Origin of the sequence: Legionella sp. 16cNR16C (genome assembly GCF_021297775.1) — a bacterium.
GTDB classification, from domain to species: Bacteria; Pseudomonadota; Gammaproteobacteria; order Legionellales; family Legionellaceae; genus Legionella_C; species Legionella_C quinlivanii_A.
This window is the reverse complement of sequence record NZ_JAJTMX010000002.1, coordinates 427,612-449,814: the sequence shown is the minus strand read 5'-3', so window position 1 is coordinate 449,814 and position 22,203 is coordinate 427,612. Positions and strand designations below refer to the sequence as shown.

The following is a 22,203-nucleotide window of genomic DNA, read 5'->3' as shown; positions in this document are numbered from 1 at the left end:
TTATATTTGGGGAATTGATATGTCCTTAGTGTTTCGCGATCGAGTTGCTTTGATTACTGGCGGCGCCAGAGGTATCGGCAAAGCCTGTGCCCTGAAATTGGCAAAAGCGGGTAGTGATGTAGCAATAGTATATTATAACAGTTCGGATGAAGCCCTGGAGCTCGTGGAAGAGATTAAGTCATTAGGAAGAAAAGCCTGTGCCATTCAGGCGAACGTCGCTGATCACGCCTCGGTAAAGGACATGTTTGCAATTTTTCATGAGCATTTTAACAAGCTTGATTTTCTGATCAGTAATGCGGCCAGCGGCGTATTGAAACCCGCTTTAAAAATGTCTACAAAACACTGGCGCTGGTGTATGGAAACCAATGCTCTGGCCCTTAATCATTTAGTGTCTGAAGGACGTGAGCTGATGCAGCGCGGCGGTCGGGTAATTGCATTGTCAAGCCTTGGTGCTCATCGTGCGATACCTAATTATGCCTTTATTGGTGCTTCAAAGGCTGCCCTGGAAGCCTTAGTCCGCTCCCTGAGTCTGGAAATGGCGGAGTATGAGGTAACGGTTAACACCGTCTCAGCTGGGGTAGTGGACACTGATGCTCTGAAACATTTTCCAAACCGTGAGCAACTTCTTGATGAATATCAGGCTCATTCCCTGGCTTCCAGACCTCTGACGACAGAGGATGTGGCGAATGCGGTTTATCTTCTCTGTCTGCCTGAGGCACAAATGATCAATGCGCATACATTATTTGTTGATGCAGGTTACAGCAAGGTCGGTTGATTAGAGGAGCCTGGGCTTGAAAGGTAAAATTTACCTGATAGCTCTGAGCTTCGTCAATTTCGTAGCTGATTGCGAAAATTTTATGTTATAATCCTGAAATTTGTAAGCTAGAAGACTGCTGAGGAATAAGTATGAATGTAGAAAGCGTTTACCCCAAGGTTCGGGAAATTATCGCTGATGTATTGGTTATTGATGAAGAAGATGTTGCGCTTGACAGCCGTTTAATTGCCGATTTGGGCGCAGAATCAATTGACTTCCTCGATTTGGTATTTCAGTTGGAAAAGGAATTCGGTATTAAGATTCCGCGTGGCCAACTGGAAAAAAACGCACGGGGAGACTTGCCTGAAGACGAGTTTGAGAAAGGCGGTGTCTTAAGCGTCAAGGGAATGCAGGCATTGAAAAATTATTTAAGTGAAGTTCCTGCCCAGCATTTCAAGGCGAACATGAAAGTAAATGAAATCCCAATGCTATTTACTGTGGAAACGTTCTGCAAATTGGTTGTCAGTGCAGTACAGGAACAAAAAACCAGCGAATCTGTAGCCTGATGCGTTTTCTATTTGTCGACAGGATCTTGCACTTATCGCCGGGTGAATTCATTCGCGGTATCAAACATATCACTGCTGATGATGGCTACTTACAGCAAGATGAAACAGGACGCTTTGTGTTTCCTGCTTCATTTATAGGCGAAACCCTGGGGCAGCTTGCTGCCTGGAATGTCATGCATACCCAGGGCTTTGCCAATCGGCCGGTTGCCGGGGTAGTTGCCAGTGCCAGCCTGCATCGTCCAGCCTATCTTGGAGAAACCCTGTATCTCGAGTCCTTTATCGACTCGCTGGACGATACTGCAGTTCAATATCACAGCATTGCACGTGTGGATGATGACCTGGTGTTTACAGTGGATGGCGCTTTGGGCCCCTTGCTGCCTATGAGTGAGTTTATTGCCGAACAAGAGGTAAGAGAACAGTTTGCTGAAATTAATCGCCCCGGTGACTGGAATGCTGGCAGTAAGGCTATTGAAGAGAATCTCTTTCATGCGACTCGGCAACCGATTGCCTATCCGATGACTTTTGACCGCGTGTTGAAGGAAGAGCCTGGTCTGGCGTTGACTGCTGAGAAGCGCATTACCCGGGCAGCGCCCTGGTTCCCTGATCATTTTCCCCGCAATCCAGTACTGCCAATGACCGTCTTGCTGGAGTGTAAAATCCATTTGGCAAGGTATTTCATTGAAAGAATGGGATTATTGAATCAATTCAAAATTAAAGAACTCCGTAAAATCAAGATGAATGATTTTGTGCATCCTGGCGATACTGTGTTATGCCAGCTTCAGTTAAAAAAACAGGATGAAGAGCAGCTGGTACTTGTTTTCCGCAGTGAAGTTGAGGGGAAAAGAGTCTGTGTTCTTGAAATGGTTTGGCAGCGAAAGGTAAATTAATATGTCTAAAAAACGAGTAGCGATTACCGGATTGGGCATTGTTTCCCCATTGGGAAACGATGTGAGTTCCACATGGCAAAATCTAATGGCGGGTCAGTCGGGAATTAGTACAATTCAACAATTTGACGCCTCCGGATTTCCAGCACATATCGCTGCCGAAGTAAAATCCTTTGAGCTTTGCGAATCGCTGCGCAGCAAAGATACCCGGTTTGCGATGTCATTTACCCGCTTTGCACTGGAGGCGGCGCGACAGGCGTTTGCTGATGCCGGAATTCAACCGCAGGCTGATACTGCAGCGCGCTGGGGAGTAGTCACTGGCAGCGGTATGATGACTGCTGAATTTGAATACTTGCAACGCTTCCAGAAAGCCTGTGCTGCTGATGGAAATATCAACTGGACAGAGCTAAACAAAAACACGCAGGATTTCTATAAGCTGACAGATTTTGGAAAAACCACCTCCAACTCAGGGCTTTCTCTTTTGATTCAGCAATTTGGAATCAAAGGCTATGCGAATTCAGTTCATACTGCCTGTGCTTCTGGAGGACAGGCGCTTGGCCTGGCATTACAGGTACTGCGTCGAGGTGAGGCCGATTATATGCTGGCCGGTGGTTTTGATTCGATGATTAATCCTTTGGGCTTATCCAGTTTCTGTCTTCTGGGCGCTTTGTCTACCTATAATGAGCATCCTGCAACTGCCAGCAGGCCTTTTGATGGCACTCGCAATGGCTTTGTACTTGGTGAAGGTGCCGCATTTCTTATCCTTGAGGATTGGAACAGAGCGAAGGCCAGAGGTGCCAGGATTTACGCGGAACTCGCCGGAGAAGGCAATTCGCTCAGCTCTTATCGCATTACAGACTCTCACCCAAATGGTGATGGAGCCCGCCAGGCAATTGAACGCGCATTAGCTGATGCTGGCGTAACAGCCCGCGATGTGGATTATATTAATGCACACGGTACGTCTACCAAGATGAACGATCTTAGTGAAACCAATGCGATTAAAGCTGTTTTCAAAGAAAGAGCTTATAGCCTGCCTGTCAGTTCAACCAAAAGCCAGACCGGACACCTGATTGCAGCGGCAGGTGCGCTTGAAGCTGCATTATCCGTACTTGCCATACAGCATGGACAAGTTCCCATGACGGCCAATTTAACCACTCAGGATCCGGATTGTGATCTGGATTATGTGAGTGATGGCCCTCGCGAGAAGTCTCTTGGCGTTGTGCTGTCCAATTCATTTGGATTTGGTGGCTCCAATAGTTGTCTTTTATTTAAACATCCTGAGTTTGGCGGATCTGTTCATGAATAACGAAAAAAAACGGGTTTTTATAACTGGTCTGAGTGCATTGACCGCCTGCGGTGAAACCCTTGATAAAACCTGGAATGCTATTTTAGCTGGCGAAACAGGAATTGAAGAAATTCGCCAGTGGGACTTGTCTTCGTGGTCCGCTCGTTTAGGCGGCGAGCTGAAAGATTTCCAACCCGGCCGAGCCTTACCTGATCGCAAATTAATGAAGGTGATATCCAGACATGATGCAATGGGCATTCATGCTGCTGTGGAGGCGATTAAGCATAGCGGCATGATTGACTATCGGGATAGTCTCGAATCTGCTGAGCACTTCAATGAGCAAACTGCTGTTTTTGTGGGCTCACCAGGAAACAAATATTTCCAGCAGTATGATTTTCTGCCCTTGCTTGCCAAGTCAGAAGGCAATATGCAGGAATTCGCCGCACAATTGTTTAATGAAGTCCATCCGATGTGGCTCTTACGCATACTGCCAAACAATGTGCTCGCTTATTCAGGAATTACCTACGGCTTTAAAGGCCCGAACCATAATATAACCAACCATGCGGCAGGCGGAATCCAGGCTTTGATTGAGGCCTATCATTCAATACAGCAAGGTCAGGCTGACAGAGCGGTCGTGGTTGCCTATGACGCCGGGGTTGAGCCGCAGGCCTTGTTCTATTATAACCAGCTGGGTGTTTTAAGTGAGCGTCATCTGAAGCCCTTTGATAAAGACCATGACGGCACCGTATTAGCGGAAGGCGCTACCGCGTTAATTCTTGAAAGTGAAGAAAGTGCGAGGGCGCGTGGTGCGGTATGCCTGGCCGAAGTCGCAGGCGGGCTGGCCTCCACTGAGGCTGCTGGACTGTTTTCCCTCGAAGCAGAGGGGGCGTCACTTGCCATCTTACTGCAGCAAGCGCTGGCATCCTGTAATCTGAATGCTGCTGATATCGATTTAATTGTGGCTCATGGAAATGGCAATGCCAAATCTGATCTGAGTGAAGCCTTTGCCATTCAGGAACTGGTTCAGGGAGCGCCTGTTCCGGTAACTGCCTATAAATGGGCGATGGGACATACCCTGACCGCCTCCGGGTTGCTGGATACGGTTTTAACGACCAGGGCGATTACTGAAAAATGCATTCCTGGTATTGCCAATTTGACCGAGCCAGCCGCTCAGTGTGCCGAGTTAAACTTAAGCGCAAGCACTCGGGAGTTTGCGAATCAGCGCACTGCGCTGATCATCAACCGTGGCTTTGCCAGTATGAATGCTTGCGTGGTGATTAAATCCTGTGACTGAATCAGCGCATACAATCAAAAACTTGCCGACGACTCGTTTGGGCCGTTTAATGTTCAGATACTTTCCCTATCGGAAAGCGGTAGTAATGGCCAATATTGATCAGGTTTATGGTGAGCAATTAAGCATTTCTGAAAAACAGCACCTGGCAAAGGCATTCTACTCGCATCTGCTGATTTCCATTAAGGAAGGCCTGCAATTACGCTTCATGAGTCAGAAAAGACTCAAGGAATGTGTGGAAGTCAGAGGACATGAGCGTATGTTAGCCGTTGCCGGCGAGGGAAAGGGGGTGCTGGTTTTAACGGGTCATTTTGGCAATTGGGAATTTGCGCCGCTTGGTGGAATCCTTAATTTCCAGGAATTTCAGGGACAATTTCATTTTATTCGACGCACCCTGGGTAATAAAACCATTGAGCGAATTCTGTTTGGCAGATATTACCGTGCCGGACTGAACGTTATTCCTAAAAAGAATTCATTACAGCAGGTCTGTGATGCCCTGGATAATAACCATGCGGTCATTTTTGTATTGGATCAGCATGCGTCGCTGGTGAATCGGGATGGGATTGCTGCCGAATTTTTTGGAAAAAAGGCAGGAACCTATCGCAGCCTGGCCAGTTTTGCCCGCCATACAGGCGTTCCGGTAGTTCCGGCTGCTGGTTATCGTTTGCCGAATGGCAAGCATGTTCTGGAGTTCTATGAGCCTATCGTCTGGCAGGATCATGGTAATACCCAGGAATCACTTTATCAAAATACTTTGGCATACAATCAGGCTTTGGAAAAGATAATTCTCGCCAATCCGGCACAATGGTTGTGGCTGCATAAGCGTTGGAAATTGAAGGATCAGGTTTAGGACTTATTTTGTAACTCTCCTGAGACGTCATCCTGAGCGTAGCGAAGATCTCAAACTGCTTAGAACTGAGCCAGCTTCAGGAGATCCTTCACTGCGTTCAGGATGACGTTGAGACGATTTGATTGAATTAAAGTCCACAATCTGGAGAGTTACCTTGTTTTCAACATGGGGCCATATGTAATAAATTTGAAAAAAAAATATACTTACTGGCACAAACTAAAGTATTTGAGCTAGAATGATTCTTTAAATGCCTTTGAACAGCCAAAAATGCCTGCATTACATTTGTTATTTACGCTTGTAGTTGTCGTAGTTTGGGGAGTCAACTTTCTTTTTGTCAAACTGGGGTTGCAGGAAATTTCCCCGCTCATGCTTTGTGCGCTTCGCTTTGGGCTGGCCAGTATACCGGCAATTTTCTTCATCAGGCCGCCTGCCATTCCACTGCGCTCTATTATTTCCTATGGGCTGATTACCTTTGCTCTGCAGTTTTCCTTTTTCTTTATAGGCATGTATATGGGAATGACGCCTGGAATGGCCTCCTTAATCATCCAGACTCAGGTTTTCTTTAGCATGTTGTTTGCCTTCCTGATTATTAAAGAAAAACCGGGACTTTGGCAAATAATTGGGGCGCTGGTATCGTTTATTGGAATTGGCATGGTTGCCTTGCACTTTGACAGTCAAGTCTCCCTTGGGGGATTTCTATGTTTACTCGGTGCTGCCGCGTCCTGGGGACTGGGTAATTTAATTATCAAAAAAGGCCCTAAAGTGAATATGATGGCAGTTGTGGTATGGGGCAGTTTTGTTGCCTTTATCCCCATGCTCATCCTGGCCCTGGCTTTTGATGGCATTCATTCATTGGGCGATACCCTCAATCATCTCAGCTGGAAAGGATTTGGTTCATTACTTTATATCGTCTATATATCGACCTGGGTGGGCTATGGGCTTTGGAATTGGCTATTAAGCCGTTATCCCATTGCGGTAATTGTACCCTACACTTTACTGGTCCCTGTTGTAGGGATGATTAGCTCTTCCTTGTTCCTGGATGAGCCTTTTCAGGATTGGAAAATAAAGGCCGCTTTATTCGTGCTCTCCGGCCTTGTGATTAATATTCTTAGCATCAAACTTCGCTCTCAGCTTAAGGCGAAATCTGCGGTGGCTGTGAGATTATCACCCATAGCCGGCAAAGAAGAACCCGAGCCAAACAAATGATTGCCAGAACGTGACTGACTTGCACTCCTTGCCGGCGCCGGTTGAGAGCCTGAGCTTGTTTTACGGGTCACATCCTGCACAAGCTTTAACTGGCTGATCACAGGGCCGAATGAGGAAAGCTCATTTTCCTGTTCCAGTATTGATTGCATAGCGTCCAATTGATTATTTTGTATATACAAGCAAAGTAATTGATGACGATTGCCAATGAATAATTCCTTATGATTAGTTAGCCAGCGCTCTATCTTTGGATTGTCAGGCATTAGACCGCCCAGTTTCTGGTAAGTTTTTTCAATCTGCTCACGCAGGTTCAGTTCATTGGATGGCAAAGACTGCCATTCAAACAGGCGCAATGCTTCGTATAAGGCGTTCAGGCTCCTCGGTGAGACGTCCTGACGGGTATGCTTCAGCAATTGCTCCAGATCCTTGGGTAAGACTGAACCTTCGGCAAGAACATCCATTTTCTGATAACTAAAGCGGGATGAATCCACTGGATTTTCAAATGGAAGCACATAACGGGGTGCCCTCGGTTTGAACCAGCCTTCCCAACCGTAGAAAAATGACCGCCTGCACCATAATCGGAGCGATAAGAGCCATCCTGATTTAGTCATTAATTTGCGTTCAAACTTTGCTTCCTGTTTTGCGCGTTGCAGATGAGCCTCGACCTCGGGATTGGCTTTAGCGAAAGGTTTCATTTCTTTACAAAATTGAACCAGCTCATCATATTTTTTCTGCATTCCTGGAATTTGTAAGTATTTTTCCGCATTAAAACAGAGCAAATGAAATTTAATTCGGTTATTTAACAACTGCGGGTAATTAGTCAGACAGTTGAACAACACATTGCCTGTCTCTTTATTTAAGTCAGGCTGTGTTAACAGCCAGCTGACTTTTTCGAGCAGCGCTTGCTGATCTGATGGAATCCTGCTTTGAGGATGAGAGTCCAGATAATCTTCCAGAAATAATTGCAGCATTTCTGGCCTGCCATGGAAATGAATCAGAAAATAACTTAAAAAACTGATGGTTTCTTCAGTCTGACTTATTGCGCTTAATAAGGTCTTATTTTCCCAAGGCGATTGGAATTCGCTTTCTGTAGTTTCTGTTGCAGGGAGATTACTGGTTTGCCAAAGTCTTTGGGCTGGGCTGGATGCTGTTGTGCCCTGGCTTTTTGCTTTAAGCCAGACAGGCTCAAGCATTCTTTTGGTATTAATTCGTCCATCATCATAGAAAATTGAGCAGTCTGAAAAAACGGTGTTGCTATAGCGATAGGTTCTTGTAATCTCAATAATTGATTCTTTGAGAGAGTCAAAATGATTATCTTCATAGAGGCTGAGTAATAGTTGCATACTCTGATTGGTCAATTTGGCTTCTCTTTCCTTCAGGGAATAGATGAGCTCGCCAATAAACTGAACCAGCGCTGGTTCTTCTTGATTTCGGTGCAGGTATAAGTGAATACAGTGATCAAGGTGAACCCCGCTGCATAAGCCCGTCAGAGAGGCGGGCTGCTGTATACCAGGCAGTTTGTTCTTAAAACGCGCGTCAATGATCCTGAAAAGGAGCTCGTCCCGTATCGTATTTTCGAGTTGTTTCATGAGTTCCGCAAAATCAGGGAGAATATTCATCAGGATGATTAATGGCTTTTGAGCTCCTGGCAGGCGGGCATAATGTTTAAACCAATAGAGAAGGAAGGATGATCTCTGTTCAGCGATACATTCGAGCAGATTGTTCAATATTTCAGGCGTGAAATGATTAAATTGTCTGAATGAACAAAGTATTTCGGCTGCGGCCTCTGCCTGCAAGCTGCTGAGACTCGCTTCAGGGATTAGTAGCAGCTTGATATGATTCGACAGTGAGCCGAGGCGCAGGGAACCAGGACGACTTGCGGTTAAGCTTGGACTGTCGAGCAGTGTTTGTCCCGGAAATTGCAGCAGGCAATCTGCACGGCTCAGCAGATGGCAGACTAGTAAATTATTTAAACTGGTATTGTCAATTCTTTTTGAGAGAGCCATTAGCGCATCAACCGGGAATTGGCAGACCATTAACAGATTTAAAAATTCCTTAATCGATTGCTCGTCTTCTAAAACAGCCTGCTGATGCTGCTTTTCCAACAAGGCTGTTCTTAGCCAGGCAGGATCCGCCGCTGTCTTTTTTGCCAGTAACTGCTCTTTGATCCACTCCCAGCTGAGTAATGGAGTAAATAATGTCAAAATCCGGTCATCAATAGCCGTTTTCTGGTCCAGGCTAATCAATAAGCACTGACGCAATGACTCAGGATACAAGTGCAATTCATTGCAAAATTCCTCTACTAATCCCGCATGAATAAGCAGCCCAATTAATTTATCCAGCCATTGGAGTTGCTCAGCCTGCTGTTCACCGATATCAAGCATCCATCGCTTGAGCTTATCCAGCAAATCATGCGGTTGTTTTGTTCTGTTAAAACATAATGCCAGATAATGAAAATACACCGCGGGATAGTCTCGATAGACTGAGGTGCAAAGTTCATCTACTCTTTGCAAAAACGTTTCATCGTCAGATGACAGCAAGGTTTCCACTAGCAATATGTTTTCTGTTAATTGAGCCGATACCTCAATGTTATTGTGCTCCTTCCAATGCTGAAGAATGGAATTCATAGAGGCAATAGCTGAGAAATCAATGACGTCTTTTTTTATATCGGCTGACGCTGTATTCCGCCAAATAGTGAATTCAGCAGCGGGTTCTACAGAGAAAATCAGTTTTTGCAAGGTCGTAAGCGAAGCGACAGACTCTCTAGTTAATTGTCCAAACTTTGCTGCAGTCAATTCGGCCACACAAGAGGGGACAGGTACCGTTTCTGGAAAATAATTGGCTAAGTGTTGTTGTAAACGGTTTTTGATGTGCTCAATACAAAACCTGCTTGAGCTGGGATAATGGCTCAGGGTATTCAGAAACTGATAGTGGGAGTCTGGGTTTTCAAGCGCAATTCTAATGGTATGCTGTAAAAGCCGCTCATTAAGGGCCTGAATCAGATTCAGATTTTGCTGATTTTCAAGCAAATAACTCAGGCTTAGTAAAAATTCCAGGGTAATCGCCTCATTAGGCGGGTTAAAGGCTGGTGCATAACTGTTAAAGATGATAGCAAGCTCTGCCGCGTCAAGCTTAAGACCAGGGCTTCTTAATGCAGCCAGGCGTTCATTATCATAATGATTATGCCCACTTTTTAATGCTTCAGCAGCAATCAATCGCCCGTGTTTTTTTAGTCTTTCCTCATTGATGTGTAAATGCTGAATTTCCGTTTGCAGCCATTGCAGTTCCAAATTCTGGCTTAAGGATTCGGGTAGAGTCACAAGCCCGGTCTGCCTTTTTGAAATGCCCGAAGCCTGGGCTTTCTGTACCATGGACAAAAGTAGGGGGGCATAAGCTAAACGATAAAAACGGGTGCAGGTCAATAATTCTTCGAGACTTTGACTGTCCATGCCATAAAGTACCGAAACCAGCTCCTGGATACTTGGATATTTTGTTAGCAGCTTGCTGAATTTAGCCAGATTCGCTGCGTGGATGGGGTTTTCTCTTTGCTGCAGATGAGTTATCAGTAATGAAGGGGATACAGCGCTGAGTAGTTTGTATAACAAGGGAGGAATGATGTTTATGCCTGATTGGGTAAACAAACAGTTGTCCAAAATCCACTCCTGGACTTTTATATCCTGTAGAATCTGGGGATCTCTAAAAAAAACATCCAGCAGCTCATTAAATTTTGTGCTGATTAAAAACTGCTGTTGTTCCTGCCATTCTTTATGAAGAGTCTGGGCATTAGCCAAGGCATCACTTTCTGCTTTAGGTAGCAGGCTAATGCGCTTCATAGTAATTCTGGCAAAATAAGACTCAGGATTAAACAAGGCATGCAAACGAGGTGAGGAGTAATATTCAATTGCTGTGAGATGGAGCTTAAATTTTCGCCACGCGCTTTGAATGGTTTGAATTTGTTCCTGTGTAAGCGCATTAAGCGGCAGACCCTGGGATTGACCGAGTGAATCGAAGGAGTTAATTAGTTCACTGACTGATTTGGGCAAGTCATTGATGACCTGTTCTGCGATTCCTTTTCCCTGTTTCAGCAATGGTTGTATTATATTTTTAACGAACCCGGTATTTGCCAATGGATGAGAGGGATTTGCCGCTTCCTCCCCAAGTTCCATCAGCACGCCTTCAATCAGGGGCAGTCTTTGCAGCCAACGGGCTGACACGAGGGTATTTTCAGAAACATTCCCGGTATTGGCCAATGGTTCGTAAAATTCATTGAGCTTTATGATTTCCTCAAGAAATTCCATTTGGGCCTGCATGGCGATAACTTCGTCAGCAAAACCTAAATACTTTAAAAGAAGAGGATGGCATTGCCAGCCTTTCCAGGGATGGAGCCAGGCATCACGCATGTACTGATTTAGAAGTCCTGCGCTCTCGATGGGCATTTCCCAATCCGGGTTTTTTAAAAAACTCTGTATCTGCTGGCGTCGTGAAACGGACTCCATTATGAGTTGATGCAGCTGCTCCTGACAGGCGTTTTCTTCTGTATAATTTGCCAGAGCAGCCAATGCCTGCTCGCCGGCGTTAATTTTATTCAACCAGTCGGCAAGAGCCAGATGATTGCGCTGCAAATATTGGAACAGACTGTTGACGAAATTAAATTTTAGTTTGGGCTGTGTCTGGCTATTCAATATCCGGCACAACTGTTCCGCAGAGGTTAGCTCAGACAGTAATCTATCGATCTGTGCGGGCGCCAGGGTGTGAATCCCTTCCGGGTGTCTGGCAATTAAATCGACAAAAACGAAAAGTGTCTGGCTGTGTAAAAAAATCTCATATAATGCCTGTACTGATAGCACTCTGGCCAGAGTAATCAGAGAAGACCATTGAACGTCTTCAAGTTTGCTTTGCTGTAACACATTGACGGCCAGTTTTTTTTGCCTTTCGAGTGTAAGCTTATGAAATAAGAGAACATATTGCTCTTCTGTGATCTTGGCAGGAGGTTTCATAAGCAGGGATTGGATAAACTCCTGGCAGCAATCGCTATCCATAAAGCCTTGATTCTGGATAATATCAAAATGCTCCAGCAGCGTGCTGGTGAACGGATGATGCTCAATATCAGCCTCGGGCAGATCGGTAAGCCAGATATTGACTGCCTGTGAAAATTGCTGGCTGCCAAGGATAACCGACGTCCAGGCGGTATGCCGTTGCCGCAAAATTTCCATACTGTTAAATGTAACCTGCTGGAACTCCTGAACAAACTGATAGTGGTTAGCTTTATGAACCGCAGAGTTAGAGGATAGTTTCGCAAAAAATTCAATCTGGCCTAAAACCAATGCCCGATGAGATTCCTGCCCATGATTTAAATCGAGCTCCATTAACATTCGGTTAAACACGGGAATCACATCCAGGTTCACTGATTCCGGTTTAATTTGCCGTTGTGCGTCTGCAAGATGACGCTCTCTATCTGCTGGGGTGAACAATTTTAACTGTTCAGCCAGAATTGGATAATGCATGGCCGGCAGTGATTTCTGTGCTAATTCAATGAAAAGTTTCGGCAAATAAAACTGTAGTTCAGGCAACGCATAGACCGTTTGCAGAAAGCCTTGCTCTCTTGGCAATAAAGAGAACAGGCTTGCCCGGTCAATCGTATCCAATTGGCCATTTTTGATAAGCTGCTTCAGCCAGTCTGGGAAATTTTGAACAATTTCCTCTGTCTTGCCAGTATCAACGAGCCAAAATATTTCCTCCTGGGAAAGTCCTGACATGGCTTTTTTAAAATGGCGAAGGCTTACAATAAATTGAAAAACCTGATTGTCCAAAACCGGATTTTCAGCCTGCGAATTGGTTTGATTAATGAGTTGATGAATAAATAATTGCGGTGTTTCCTGTAAGTCTACGGTCTTTCTTACCTTGGCCCAGTTATTTAAGGTGGGGCCTTCCAGTGATTGAAGAAGTATGTTGATGAGATCCATATCGGGAATTTTCTCGAGCAACTCATCATCAATCTGGCTTAGGTAATCAGGGCTTAGTATGGATCCTGACTGGTTTGTAAGCGTGATACTTAGCTCTTTGAGGGTTTGGGATTGCCCTAGTTGTGTACAAAGTAATAATTGGCATGCGTTTTCACTATATTGTCCAGCATGCAGTAATTTCCAGCAACTATGCTTTAGTGCATTAAAATTATTCTTTCCAGCAGCGCTTAACAAATGCTCCACTTTGTAGAGATTCTTAAAGATCTTTTGCAATACAGAGGCTTGGTTTTTGTAGAAATGTAAGAGACGCAAGGCCCGCTCATCCATTTTTTCAGGATTATACGTAATTAAGTCGAGGATGCGGACTGCGCGTAACTTCAGGTCATTGTCCGCATTATTAACGAGTAAACCCTGAAGAATTTGCGGGGTGTAGTCTTGCAGTATGGACGAGCGTGAGCAAAGAGAGTGAAAACAGGCCGGTGTCGTAAACAGCTGTTCTGCAATGAGGGTAACAACATTGTTGTCATCCTCATTATTATATTTAATCCATTGATGTATTGGAGCTGAACTATCCAGTGTCGCTTGCATGCGAGTGCAAAACTGTATCAGTAACTGATGTAAGGGAGCCAGATAACTGCTGTCCTGTTTTGATTTTCTAATTAAACTGATAATGAGCTGAATGAGATGGGCTGGTTCAAGTTCTGGCAGTACGGCATCGAGAATTTCCTGATGGACCTGAGGAGTCAACAGTATTAAATATTCAAAAAATGAATGCTTATCTTTCTTCTTCAGATAATCACTTAAGAAAGTAAACTTTTCGTCGGTATTCTGATTACGGAGTAAATGGATATAAAAACGATAAAACTCCTCTTTGCTGAGCAATTCAAGCAGTTGCTGTTGTTCTTTGGCCGATATTGTCCTTATCAAATTTAAAAGAAAGGGAAACAGCAGGACTTTTTTTATATCGGTTTCAAACAGAGCAGAAAGCCATGCCATTGATAATTTGGTAAATCCATTAAGATGCGAGGAAATGAGTTCCAAAGGTTGTGCTCTGGATTTCTTGGGTAAAATGGCAATCGTCTGCGCTATCCGTTTGCAATCAGCTGCCTGATTGGCCGATGATTTCAATTTTTCACACAGCACACGGCAATATTGTTTACAAAGCGATTCCTCCGGGTGAAAAATCTGCTGCAAAGCCAGAATGTGGCTGCAAATGGGAATTAACTGTTCTAATTCGAGCAAATGGAGCAAGCTTTCAGTTAGCCGTTGGGATTGACCTGAGTTCTGGGTTAAGAAATTGATGGTGAAACTCTGGTCCGGAGTATTCCGGCTTATGTCTTTCACGAACTGGAGCAATTGCTCCAGTTCCTCAGTTTGCTTGTAATACTCACTTAAAAAGCGGATACAAAAAGCAGTATTTAGTTTATCGCGTTTGAAAAACTGTTTGAACAGCTCTTTTCCGCTGGCTGCTTTGGAGACGGCAACCATTACCGGAATTACTTCGGCAACAAATTGCGTGTCTTCCCAGTTAAACAGGGAATAATGAGTAAGAACTTCTGAGACCAGGCTTTCCTGGAGAGGTTTTTCCGCAGAGCTTTTCAAGCGGGCGATCATTAGCCAGTTAGCCAGATTCGGCCTGTCCGCTATAATTTTCTGATAAGCGCTTTCCGAAGCTTTGGCTCTGATGGCGAGCGCCTGAATAAGATTTTCATATTTGTTTAGATAAGTCTGTCTGGATGAGGCAAATCGTCCGTGAGCCTCCTGATTTTCCTTGGCGTAGGTAGAGGCTATGGCGCGCAGTTTTAAAATGCTGTCAATAAGCTCCTCATCCTCGAGCAAGAGTGACAGGCTGTTAATGGATTGGGCAGGTATTTCCGCTGCAGAAAGCAGGAGGCAACTGCTCAGACGCTGCAAATGAGCTTTGGCTTCGGGTTCCTGGAGTGATTCATTTTTCAGGATATAGCCAATCAATTCACCAAGCCAGACGGCATCCTTTTCGGGTCTATCGGTCAGTGCGGCATAAAGCGTTTCCCGCTGGGTATTGGATAAGATGGACAGCAAGCTGGTTAAGGCCGTTCTGCGCTCGCCTGACTTAATCCAGGTGCTTAGAGCAAGAAGACATTGAGGCCATAAATCAGGGGTTTCATTGATTCTGTCGAAGCTTGCTTTAAGTGCTTGCTGTTGATCTCGCTCCAGAATCTGTGAAAGAAAATGAATGGATATCCTGGTGGTAATCACCTCCAGTCTGTCATCGCTTCCACCGGTTTCGATCACCTTTAATAAAGTTTCCAATAAATCAAAAGAGTGCTGCTGAGCCAAATCATCAACAAGCTTGCTTAACAGGCTAATATCCGGTTTATCTGATTGATAAGCAATGAGTAAAGCAGGGAGATCGGCTTTGGCCAGTAATGAGTCGACAAATTGATTGGGCATTTAAAACCTCCTTGTTACAGCGCAATCTAGCGTTCCCAAAAGCGAGGGGAAAATAAAATCAATAACGAAAAAATTTCCAGGCGTCCGGCAACCATAGCAAAGATAAGAACCCATTTGCTCCAGTGATTTAAGACGGCCATATTTTCACTGATTGCTCCCAAACCTGCTCCTGAATTGGAAATAGAGATGGCAATTGCGGAAAATGAAGTGAGAAAATCATTGCCAAATCCCATAAAAATTAACAACAAGAGAATGAATAAAGCAATAAATACCGAAATAAAACTCCACATGGATTGCAAAATGGGTTCAGGCAGACAATGCTTGCCAATTTTGATGGGCACGATCGCATTGGGATGAACCAGGCGAATCATTTCTCGCCTGGATTGCTTAAAAATGAGCAGGGCGCGAATGACTTTGATGCCGCCACTGGTTGAGGCTGCGCAGCCGCCAATCAAACCAAGCATTATTAGCAAGATAGGTGTAAAAGTGGGCCAGTCATTAAATGGTTCGGCAATAAAGCCTGTGGTGGTTGCCAGGGAAATAATGTTAAACAATACGGTAATCACGGTATTATGGCTGATATCAAAGAAGTCATAAATGACCAGGCTGCCGGTCACAATCAGAGTAGCAATTAAAAGAAAGCTGATATATGTGCGAAATTCCTCATCCTGCCAGTAATGTTTTAAACTTCGTTTTTTGAAGGTAAAAAAATGAAGTGCAAAGTTTGTCCCTCCCAATAGCATAAAAAAGCAGGCGACCGACTCAATCAATTCACTTTGATAGAATGCAAAACTGTTGTCATGCATGGAAAAGCCGCCTGTGGAAACGGTGGAGAAACTTTCGCCCAGTGCATCAAACCAATCCATTCCGCTTATCCAATAGCAAAGCATACACAGCAGGGTTAATAAAACATAGATTGACCATAGCGCCTTGGCTGTTTGGGCAATCCGCGGGGTGAGTTTGCTATCCTTCATTGGGCCAGGGGTTTCAGCTCGATACAGCTGCATACCACCAACCCCCAGCATAGGCAATATGGCCACCGCGAGGACTACGATACCCATACCTCCCAGGAATTGCAGTTGCTGGCGGTAAAACAAAACAGCATGCGGCAGGCTGTCGAGATCACCAATAATTGTAGCGCCGGTTGTAGTCAAGCCCGAAACCGATTCAAAAAAAGCGTCAGTAACTGGATTAGGGCTTTGTATTGCAAACAGAAAGGGCAGCGATGCAAATAAACAGAGAACGCTCCAGAAAAGGGCGACGATTAAAAAGCCATCTCGTGTCTTAAGCTCGTTTCTGCTTTGGCGAAAGAGCAGCCATAACAAGCCGCCTGTACCAAAAGTACAAAGGAAGGCGATTACAAATGGCCATAGGAAATCTTCCCGGAAAATGATATTAAAAAGGATAGGAGTGAGCATGCTGATACTAAACAGCATGAGCAAAATGCCAAGGATGCGTAAAATCGTTTTAATTTGCATAATTAACCCACAAAACTCAGACTCACCTGGAAGAGCGACTCAATGTTGCTAATATATTTTTTCTTTAAAATCAGAAGGATGATGTGATCTCCTGATAGCAATATCAGTTCAGGATTAACCATTAATACCTGGCCATTACGAAATAAGGCTGCTATTGAACAGCCTGCCGGTAAATTCAATAAACTCACTGGGCGTCCAACTACTTTCGAAGTGTGCTCATCGCCATGAATGACTAATTCTACAGCTTCTGCTTCACTATGTTGAAAGCGATAGACTTTAACCATATTCCCGCGGCGCAGTTTGGTGAGGATACTGCCAATTGTAATCAGCTGCGGTGAAATTGCCTGATCGATATTGCTGCCCTCAATCAGATCTACATAGGCATTGCGGTTAACCAGGGCCATTACCTGGCGGGCGCCCAGACGTTTTGCCTGTAGGCATGACATGATATTGACTTCATCATCATTAGTTACTGCACAGAACACATCAGTAAACTCGATATTTTCATTGACTAAAAGATCACGATCGGCGACATCACCCTGTAATACAGTGCCCTTGTGCAATTGAGTCACCAAATCATGGGTTCGATCGGGGCTTCGATCAATCACTTTAATTCGATAGCGATGCTCCAGAGCCTGTGCCAGTTCGGTACCGATATGCCCGCCGCCAGCAATGATGATACGTCGATTGGGGTGAGTGTAGCGTCCAAGCGCAATCAGTGCTTCTTTAATTGCTTCCGGGGAGGCAATAAAAATGACTTCATCACCGCTGGCAACCTGCATCTCATCCTGCGGTGAGAGTACGTCCTTATCGCGAAAGATCATCACAACGCGCGCTTCAATCCCCTGGAGATGTTCATGAAGTTGCCTGATAGTCTTGCCTACCATTAAACCAGAGGATAGCGGCTTGATAGTCACCATTAATACATGGCCCTCAGCAAAGTCGAGAACCTGAGATACCCCGGGATAATCAATAAGACTTTCGATATGGTCAGTTACCAGTTTTTCCGGACTGATGCATACATCAACCGGAACATGCTCATCCTGAAATAGCTGCGGGTATTTATAATAGTTATGCGATCGAATACGAGCTATTTTGGTCGGCGTGCGAAAGAGACTGTAGGCTATCTGACAGGCCATCATGTTAATCTCATCGCTATTTGTAACCGCAATAAGCATATCGGCTTGTTCAATACCTGCTTCGATTAATACACTCGGATAGGCTGCATTTCCGCGTACGGTCTGTATGTCAAGACGATACTGCAACTCCTGCAGGCGGCTTTCATCCTGGTCGATTAAAAAAATATCATTATTTTCTCTGGCCAGATTTTGTGCCAGCGTTCCCCCGACCTGGCCTGCTCCCAGAATGACTATCCGCATAACAGTAAAGTTCCTTCATAGACAAAAGTGGCAGGACCAGTAAGATAAATAGGAGAAGCCTGGTTTTGCCATTTTACGAGGAGCTCACCGCCAGGCAGATCCACCTGAATAGTTTCTTCCATCTGGTAAAAAAGGCGGCCGATGGCTGCAGCAGCGACGGCTCCACTGCCACAGGCCTGGGTTTCACCGCAGCCGCGCTCATAAACACGAACCTGCAGGCGATCATTGGTAATTATTTCCATAAACTCTGCGTTGACTTGCTCCGGGAACAGGGGATGAAAACTGATTTCCTCGCCAAGGGTATTTACCGGGGCTTTCTGAATGTCATTTACCAGAGTTACGGCATGGGGATTCCCAACGCTAATTGCATGAACGGCGACATTGTTCCCCTTGGCCAATGATAATACATAAGAGTCTTGCTGCTGGCTCACCAGGAAAGGGATCTCTTTGGGATTCAGACTCGGTGGCGGCATTTCAATGGTTACAGAGTCATCTTTATTCAGAATTAACTGCATGGTGGTTGTATGCGTACCGACGCGTATTTTCTTTTTGGTAGTCAGTCCATAATGGTAGAGAAAGCGGGCAATGCAGCGTGCCCCATTTCCGCATTGCCCCACCTCCTGCCCGTCCGCATTAATGATGCGATAAAAGAAATCAAGCGATTTATCTTTTGACGGTTCAACGATGAGACATTGATCAAAGCCAATGCCTCGATGACGATCGCTCAGCGCAATAATCTCTTTGGCAGTTAAATTGGCAGTTTGGTTAATTGCGTCTATGACGATAAAATCATTGCCTAAACCGTGCATCTTTGTGAATTTCAGACTCATGTTTTGGCTCTCGGGTTGGTCAGGATTCAGGGGCTGTTTGCTCTGGTAAATAAAGCGGTCCCTTTTGGCCGCAGGCTGACACATTGGCTATCAATACAACAACTAACAGCACTTGCCCAAGGATCTTTCCTGATAATTTCATAGAAAACTCCACGTCCGTATTTAATTATAATCATCGTCAGTGTGATATAAAAGAGCCGCGGTGTAAATGATTCACAGTCTGTTTAGTGTGCGATCCATAAAACAAGGCATCTTCTGAGCGGTTCGGCAGGGTATGCAGGGTTCGAAAAGATTAGGCCATCACGAGTGAACTGATTCGCTCGGTTTCCAGTTGATCCAGTGTTTTAAAGGTATCGAGCATTGCCTTGTTGTAACGCTGATGAGAGCAGGCGTTAATAAAATGCTCTTTTTGACGTGCAACTGTCACTCCATGCGAGTTGGTTTCTGTCCAGCTCAGCATAAAGTGCAGGGTTTGAGGAATTAAATTATCTTGCTGATAGTGAGGGGTTACCTCAATGCGTACACTCGGAACGTTTGGCCATTGCTGTTTCAGTTTTTCAGCGGTGTCGTTTTCGATAGCTTCCAGTATATTGAGATTGGCTGCTCTCGTTGCTGCGGTAATAGACTGCTGATCGTGCTCGCCTCCGAGGAATAAGGCAATTAAATGCGTCCAGTGAAACATATGACCTGTGGACTCGGCATCAATTTCTACGCCATGGGCTTTAAACACGTCCTTGCAGGCCGCTCTGAAGATTGTAAACTGATTGCATGGACGCTTTTTATTCTGATTTTCTTCAATCTGGTGAAGGGTTGCCGTAAATGTAACTTTGCCAGCTCGTTCCCAGATATGCTTGAATCGTGTTTTCAGGGTGGCCACAGACTGCCCGGGCACCCTGAGCGCGCCGTTAAAACGCGGGTTATTATCAGGAGTCGTATGAGTCCATAACTCTGAGGTCTCTGTTCTATAGGCCAGGCGCGCCTCTCGGCCACCCGGCGTTCTTCCTACTTTCAGATAAGTGCGGCAGTTCTCCGCAGGGCTTGTCGGCTGAATTTCAGCTATGCGAACGCCTTTGTCTTTTAGCGGCGACTGACAAAATGTATTGGAAGCGTTTTTCGCCAGAATAAGCCGATTGGTCGAATAATCGATTTCCTCCTGGTTATGTCGTTTTCTTTTACTCGGGGGTTGAGAATGAAAGAAGGGAGTACAACTTCGCCGCGGTTTTTTTTCTGCCAAAGCGGCAATCAGATTATCATGATTAAGATTTTGAAGACGAGCTAAATGCAGCTGTAAAAAGGGCCTTGATAATCGCTCCCTTTCCTGTGTATCAAAGCGTTTGTATAATTCAAACCAGACGTAGGGCGTCAGGTTTAAACCATTTTCAGCAGGCAGCAGGAACGAGGACTGTATCGCAAATAAAGCCAGTTTTTCCTGATTATAATTCTCCTGCAGGTAATTGAAATGATACCATTTAGTGTCGCTGCTGCAGTCGGTTTTTGAGATGTATTGGTCAATGCAGTCTTCAGGGAGATTTAATTGAGCGGCAAGTCCTTCTGTCAGGCGTTGAGCGGAGTCTTTTGTATCGGCAGTCTGGTGTAAGCGGCAAGCCTCATTCCAATCCTGAGGAGATAATTTTCTGGATTTTTTTTCTTGCAGGGCCAGAAGGAAGGACTCGATTTGTTCTATCATTGGGCTGGTTGATTACAAATAATACATCAAGGAGGTTATTTTATCATGCTTTTAACGATCCTGCCAGATGGCTGAGCTTTAAAACGGATATCAATTTGTCCAGGGAGAAATCCAGGCCATTTTAATCAATAAGCCAGTTTCATCAGGAATCATTGCTTTTTCTTGCACTGGGATAGCGCATTGGTGATAATTTCCCTTTTTTCGGAGAGCTTTGTTGAACGTTTACACAAAAGAGCCAGATACACCGCCGTTGGCTTCGGTAATTTGGATGCATGGTTTAGGAGCTGACGCCTCGGATATGTCAGGGTTAGCATCACAATATCCAATAAGCACGCTGCCCGTTCGTCATGTGTTTATGAATGCTCCCGTTCGGCCCGTGACGATAAATGGCGGCATGCACATGCCGGCCTGGTATGACATCGTCGGCTTTGAGTTAACCGATCGCGAAGATGGCGAGGGAATTAAGGAATCCGAAAAGCAAATCAATGCGGTTATCCAGTCGCAGCTTGAAACGGGAATGACTGAAAAGCAGATTATATTAGCTGGCTTTTCCCAGGGAGCTGCAATGGCTTTGCATACGGCCTTGCACCGCCCTCAGGCAATTGGCGGTGTCGTGTCACTTTCCGGCTATCTGCCTCTCGCCAGTGAATGCCAGTTCCATTTACCCCGCGAAACGCCTTTTTTTATAGGATATGGACGTTTTGACAATGTCGTTTTACCCGAGTGGACTAACTACTCTTGCAGGTTTTTAGAATCCAGGGGTTATCATGATCTGACCATAAAAGACTATCCGATGGAGCACTCTATCTGTCAAAGCGAGATTAATGATTTGGATAGCTGGTTAAAAAGATTGCTGGGAGAAAAGGCATGACGATTGTACAAAAGTCACGCATTGTGAAATTTAGTTGCGAGCAAATGTATACACTGGTTAATGAAGTGGAGCATTATGCCGAGTTTCTTCCATACTGCAGTCAAAGTATTATCCATCATCGAGACGCTGACGAGGTCCAGGCGACATTGGTCATCTCGGCTGCCGGAATGAATAAATCATTTACAACTCGCAACCGTTTGCAAGCAAATAAAATGATTGAAATTCGCTTGGTCGACGGGCCCTTCAGCCATTTAGAAGGTTTCTGGCGTTTTGATGAGGTTCCTGAAGGTTGCAAAATCTCTTTCGACCTCGAGTTTGAGTTTGCCGGCAGAATGTTTTCGATGTTGCTGGGTCCTATTTTTGAGCAAATTACCAATAAGATGGTGGATGCGTTTTGTGACCGGGCAGAGAATTTGTATGCTTGACATTGAGGTGGTGTTTATTCCTTTGGGACAAGAGATATTTCAGGTTAAATGTTCGCTGGCTGAGGGTACCTGTGTTGGCGATGCGATCCGACAATCTGGGTTATTGGACGTCTACCCTGAGGTTTTGGAATTGGATTATGGTATTTTCTCAAGAAAAGTATCTGCTGATACGCAATTGAAAAACGGGGACCGGGTGGAGGTCTATCGTAAATTAACCAATGACCCCAAGGAAAAAAGGCGTATTCGAGCCAAAGCGGTGAAATGAAATGGCTGTGCATGCTGGTTAAACCCGGCTTGCAGCCAG

At 45.1% G+C, this 22,203-nt stretch carries 16 protein-coding genes; 10 read left to right on the top strand and 6 right to left on the bottom strand.

The genetic code is table 11. The features are described 5' to 3' along the window. Positions 1-19: 19 nt before the first annotated feature. The 7 genes from fabL to LXA66_RS05870 all read left to right on the top strand — a co-directional run bounded on the left by fabL (position 20) and on the right by LXA66_RS05870 (position 6,836). Positions 20-775 (top strand): enoyl-[acyl-carrier-protein] reductase FabL, encoded by a 756-nt coding sequence (gene fabL / locus LXA66_RS05900; RefSeq protein WP_233012404.1) that lies wholly within the window; start codon positions 20-22, stop codon positions 773-775. Between the two features lie 131 nt (positions 776-906). After that, a complete protein-coding gene (locus LXA66_RS05895) occupies positions 907-1,320 on the top strand; it encodes an acyl carrier protein (RefSeq protein ID WP_058507962.1) in 414 nt (137 codons plus the stop codon). Then, positions 1,320-2,207: a 3-hydroxyacyl-ACP dehydratase FabZ family protein gene (locus LXA66_RS05890; RefSeq protein WP_233012403.1), complete on the top strand. Its 888-nt coding sequence runs from the start codon at positions 1,320-1,322 to the stop codon at positions 2,205-2,207. Before LXA66_RS05895 ends, LXA66_RS05890 begins: the two co-directional genes overlap by 1 nt. A 1-nt stretch (position 2,208) precedes the next feature. Next, a complete protein-coding gene (locus tag LXA66_RS05885) occupies positions 2,209-3,510 on the top strand; it encodes a beta-ketoacyl synthase (protein WP_133140373.1) in 1,302 nt (433 codons plus the stop codon). Further along, positions 3,503-4,783 carry a beta-ketoacyl synthase gene (locus tag LXA66_RS05880; RefSeq protein ID WP_233012402.1) on the top strand — a complete coding sequence of 427 codons (1,281 nt, stop codon included), beginning with the start codon at positions 3,503-3,505 and terminating at the stop codon, positions 4,781-4,783. Before LXA66_RS05885 ends, LXA66_RS05880 begins: the two co-directional genes overlap by 8 nt. Next, complete coding sequence (locus LXA66_RS05875; RefSeq protein WP_370637190.1) at positions 4,776-5,630, top strand: lysophospholipid acyltransferase family protein; 855 nt, start codon at positions 4,776-4,778, stop codon at positions 5,628-5,630. The genes LXA66_RS05880 and LXA66_RS05875 overlap by 8 nt, the downstream gene beginning before the upstream one ends. A gap of 267 nt (positions 5,631-5,897) precedes the next feature. Further along, positions 5,898-6,836, top strand: coding sequence for an EamA family transporter (locus LXA66_RS05870; protein WP_233012401.1), 939 nt, complete (start codon positions 5,898-5,900; stop codon positions 6,834-6,836). Here LXA66_RS05870 and LXA66_RS05865 read toward each other — a convergent pair. From LXA66_RS05865 to LXA66_RS05840, 6 genes are all read right to left on the bottom strand, one after another. Then, entirely contained in the window at positions 6,758-15,229 is an 8,472-nt protein-coding gene (locus LXA66_RS05865) for a hypothetical protein (protein WP_233012400.1), read from the bottom strand. The two genes, LXA66_RS05870 and LXA66_RS05865, sit on opposite strands and share 79 nt — an antisense overlap. Before the next feature lie 26 nt (positions 15,230-15,255). After that, positions 15,256-16,707 (bottom strand): TrkH family potassium uptake protein, encoded by a 1,452-nt coding sequence (locus LXA66_RS05860; protein WP_233012399.1) that lies wholly within the window; start codon positions 16,705-16,707, stop codon positions 15,256-15,258. Between the two features lie 2 nt (positions 16,708-16,709). Further along, entirely contained in the window at positions 16,710-18,086 is a 1,377-nt protein-coding gene (trkA, locus tag LXA66_RS05855; RefSeq protein WP_233012398.1) for a Trk system potassium transporter TrkA, read from the bottom strand. Next, on the bottom strand, positions 18,077-18,916 hold the full coding sequence (gene dapF / locus LXA66_RS05850; RefSeq protein ID WP_233012397.1) for a diaminopimelate epimerase: 840 nt from the start codon (positions 18,914-18,916) through the stop codon (positions 18,077-18,079). The genes trkA and dapF overlap by 10 nt, the downstream gene beginning before the upstream one ends. Before the next feature lie 19 nt (positions 18,917-18,935). Next, positions 18,936-19,058, bottom strand: a complete 123-nt coding sequence (locus tag LXA66_RS05845) for a lipoprotein (protein WP_112220475.1) — start codon at positions 19,056-19,058, stop codon at positions 18,936-18,938. Between the two features lie 150 nt (positions 19,059-19,208). Beyond that, positions 19,209-20,603, bottom strand: a complete 1,395-nt coding sequence (locus tag LXA66_RS05840) for a DNA/RNA non-specific endonuclease (RefSeq protein ID WP_233012396.1) — start codon at positions 20,601-20,603, stop codon at positions 19,209-19,211. Positions 20,604-20,817: 214 nt separating this feature from the next. On the opposite strand from LXA66_RS05840, the gene LXA66_RS05835 reads away from it, so the two are divergent. From LXA66_RS05835 to LXA66_RS05825, 3 genes are read left to right on the top strand one after another with little or no spacing between them, the layout of a single operon-like run. Further along, on the top strand, positions 20,818-21,474 hold the full coding sequence (locus LXA66_RS05835; protein WP_255665297.1) for an alpha/beta hydrolase: 657 nt from the start codon (positions 20,818-20,820) through the stop codon (positions 21,472-21,474). After that, complete coding sequence (locus LXA66_RS05830) at positions 21,471-21,899, top strand: type II toxin-antitoxin system RatA family toxin (RefSeq protein WP_233012395.1); 429 nt, start codon at positions 21,471-21,473, stop codon at positions 21,897-21,899. The genes LXA66_RS05835 and LXA66_RS05830 overlap by 4 nt, the downstream gene beginning before the upstream one ends. Then, complete coding sequence (locus tag LXA66_RS05825) at positions 21,892-22,164, top strand: RnfH family protein (RefSeq protein ID WP_233012394.1); 273 nt, start codon at positions 21,892-21,894, stop codon at positions 22,162-22,164. The genes LXA66_RS05830 and LXA66_RS05825 overlap by 8 nt, the downstream gene beginning before the upstream one ends. Positions 22,165-22,203: the final 39 nt, after the last annotated feature.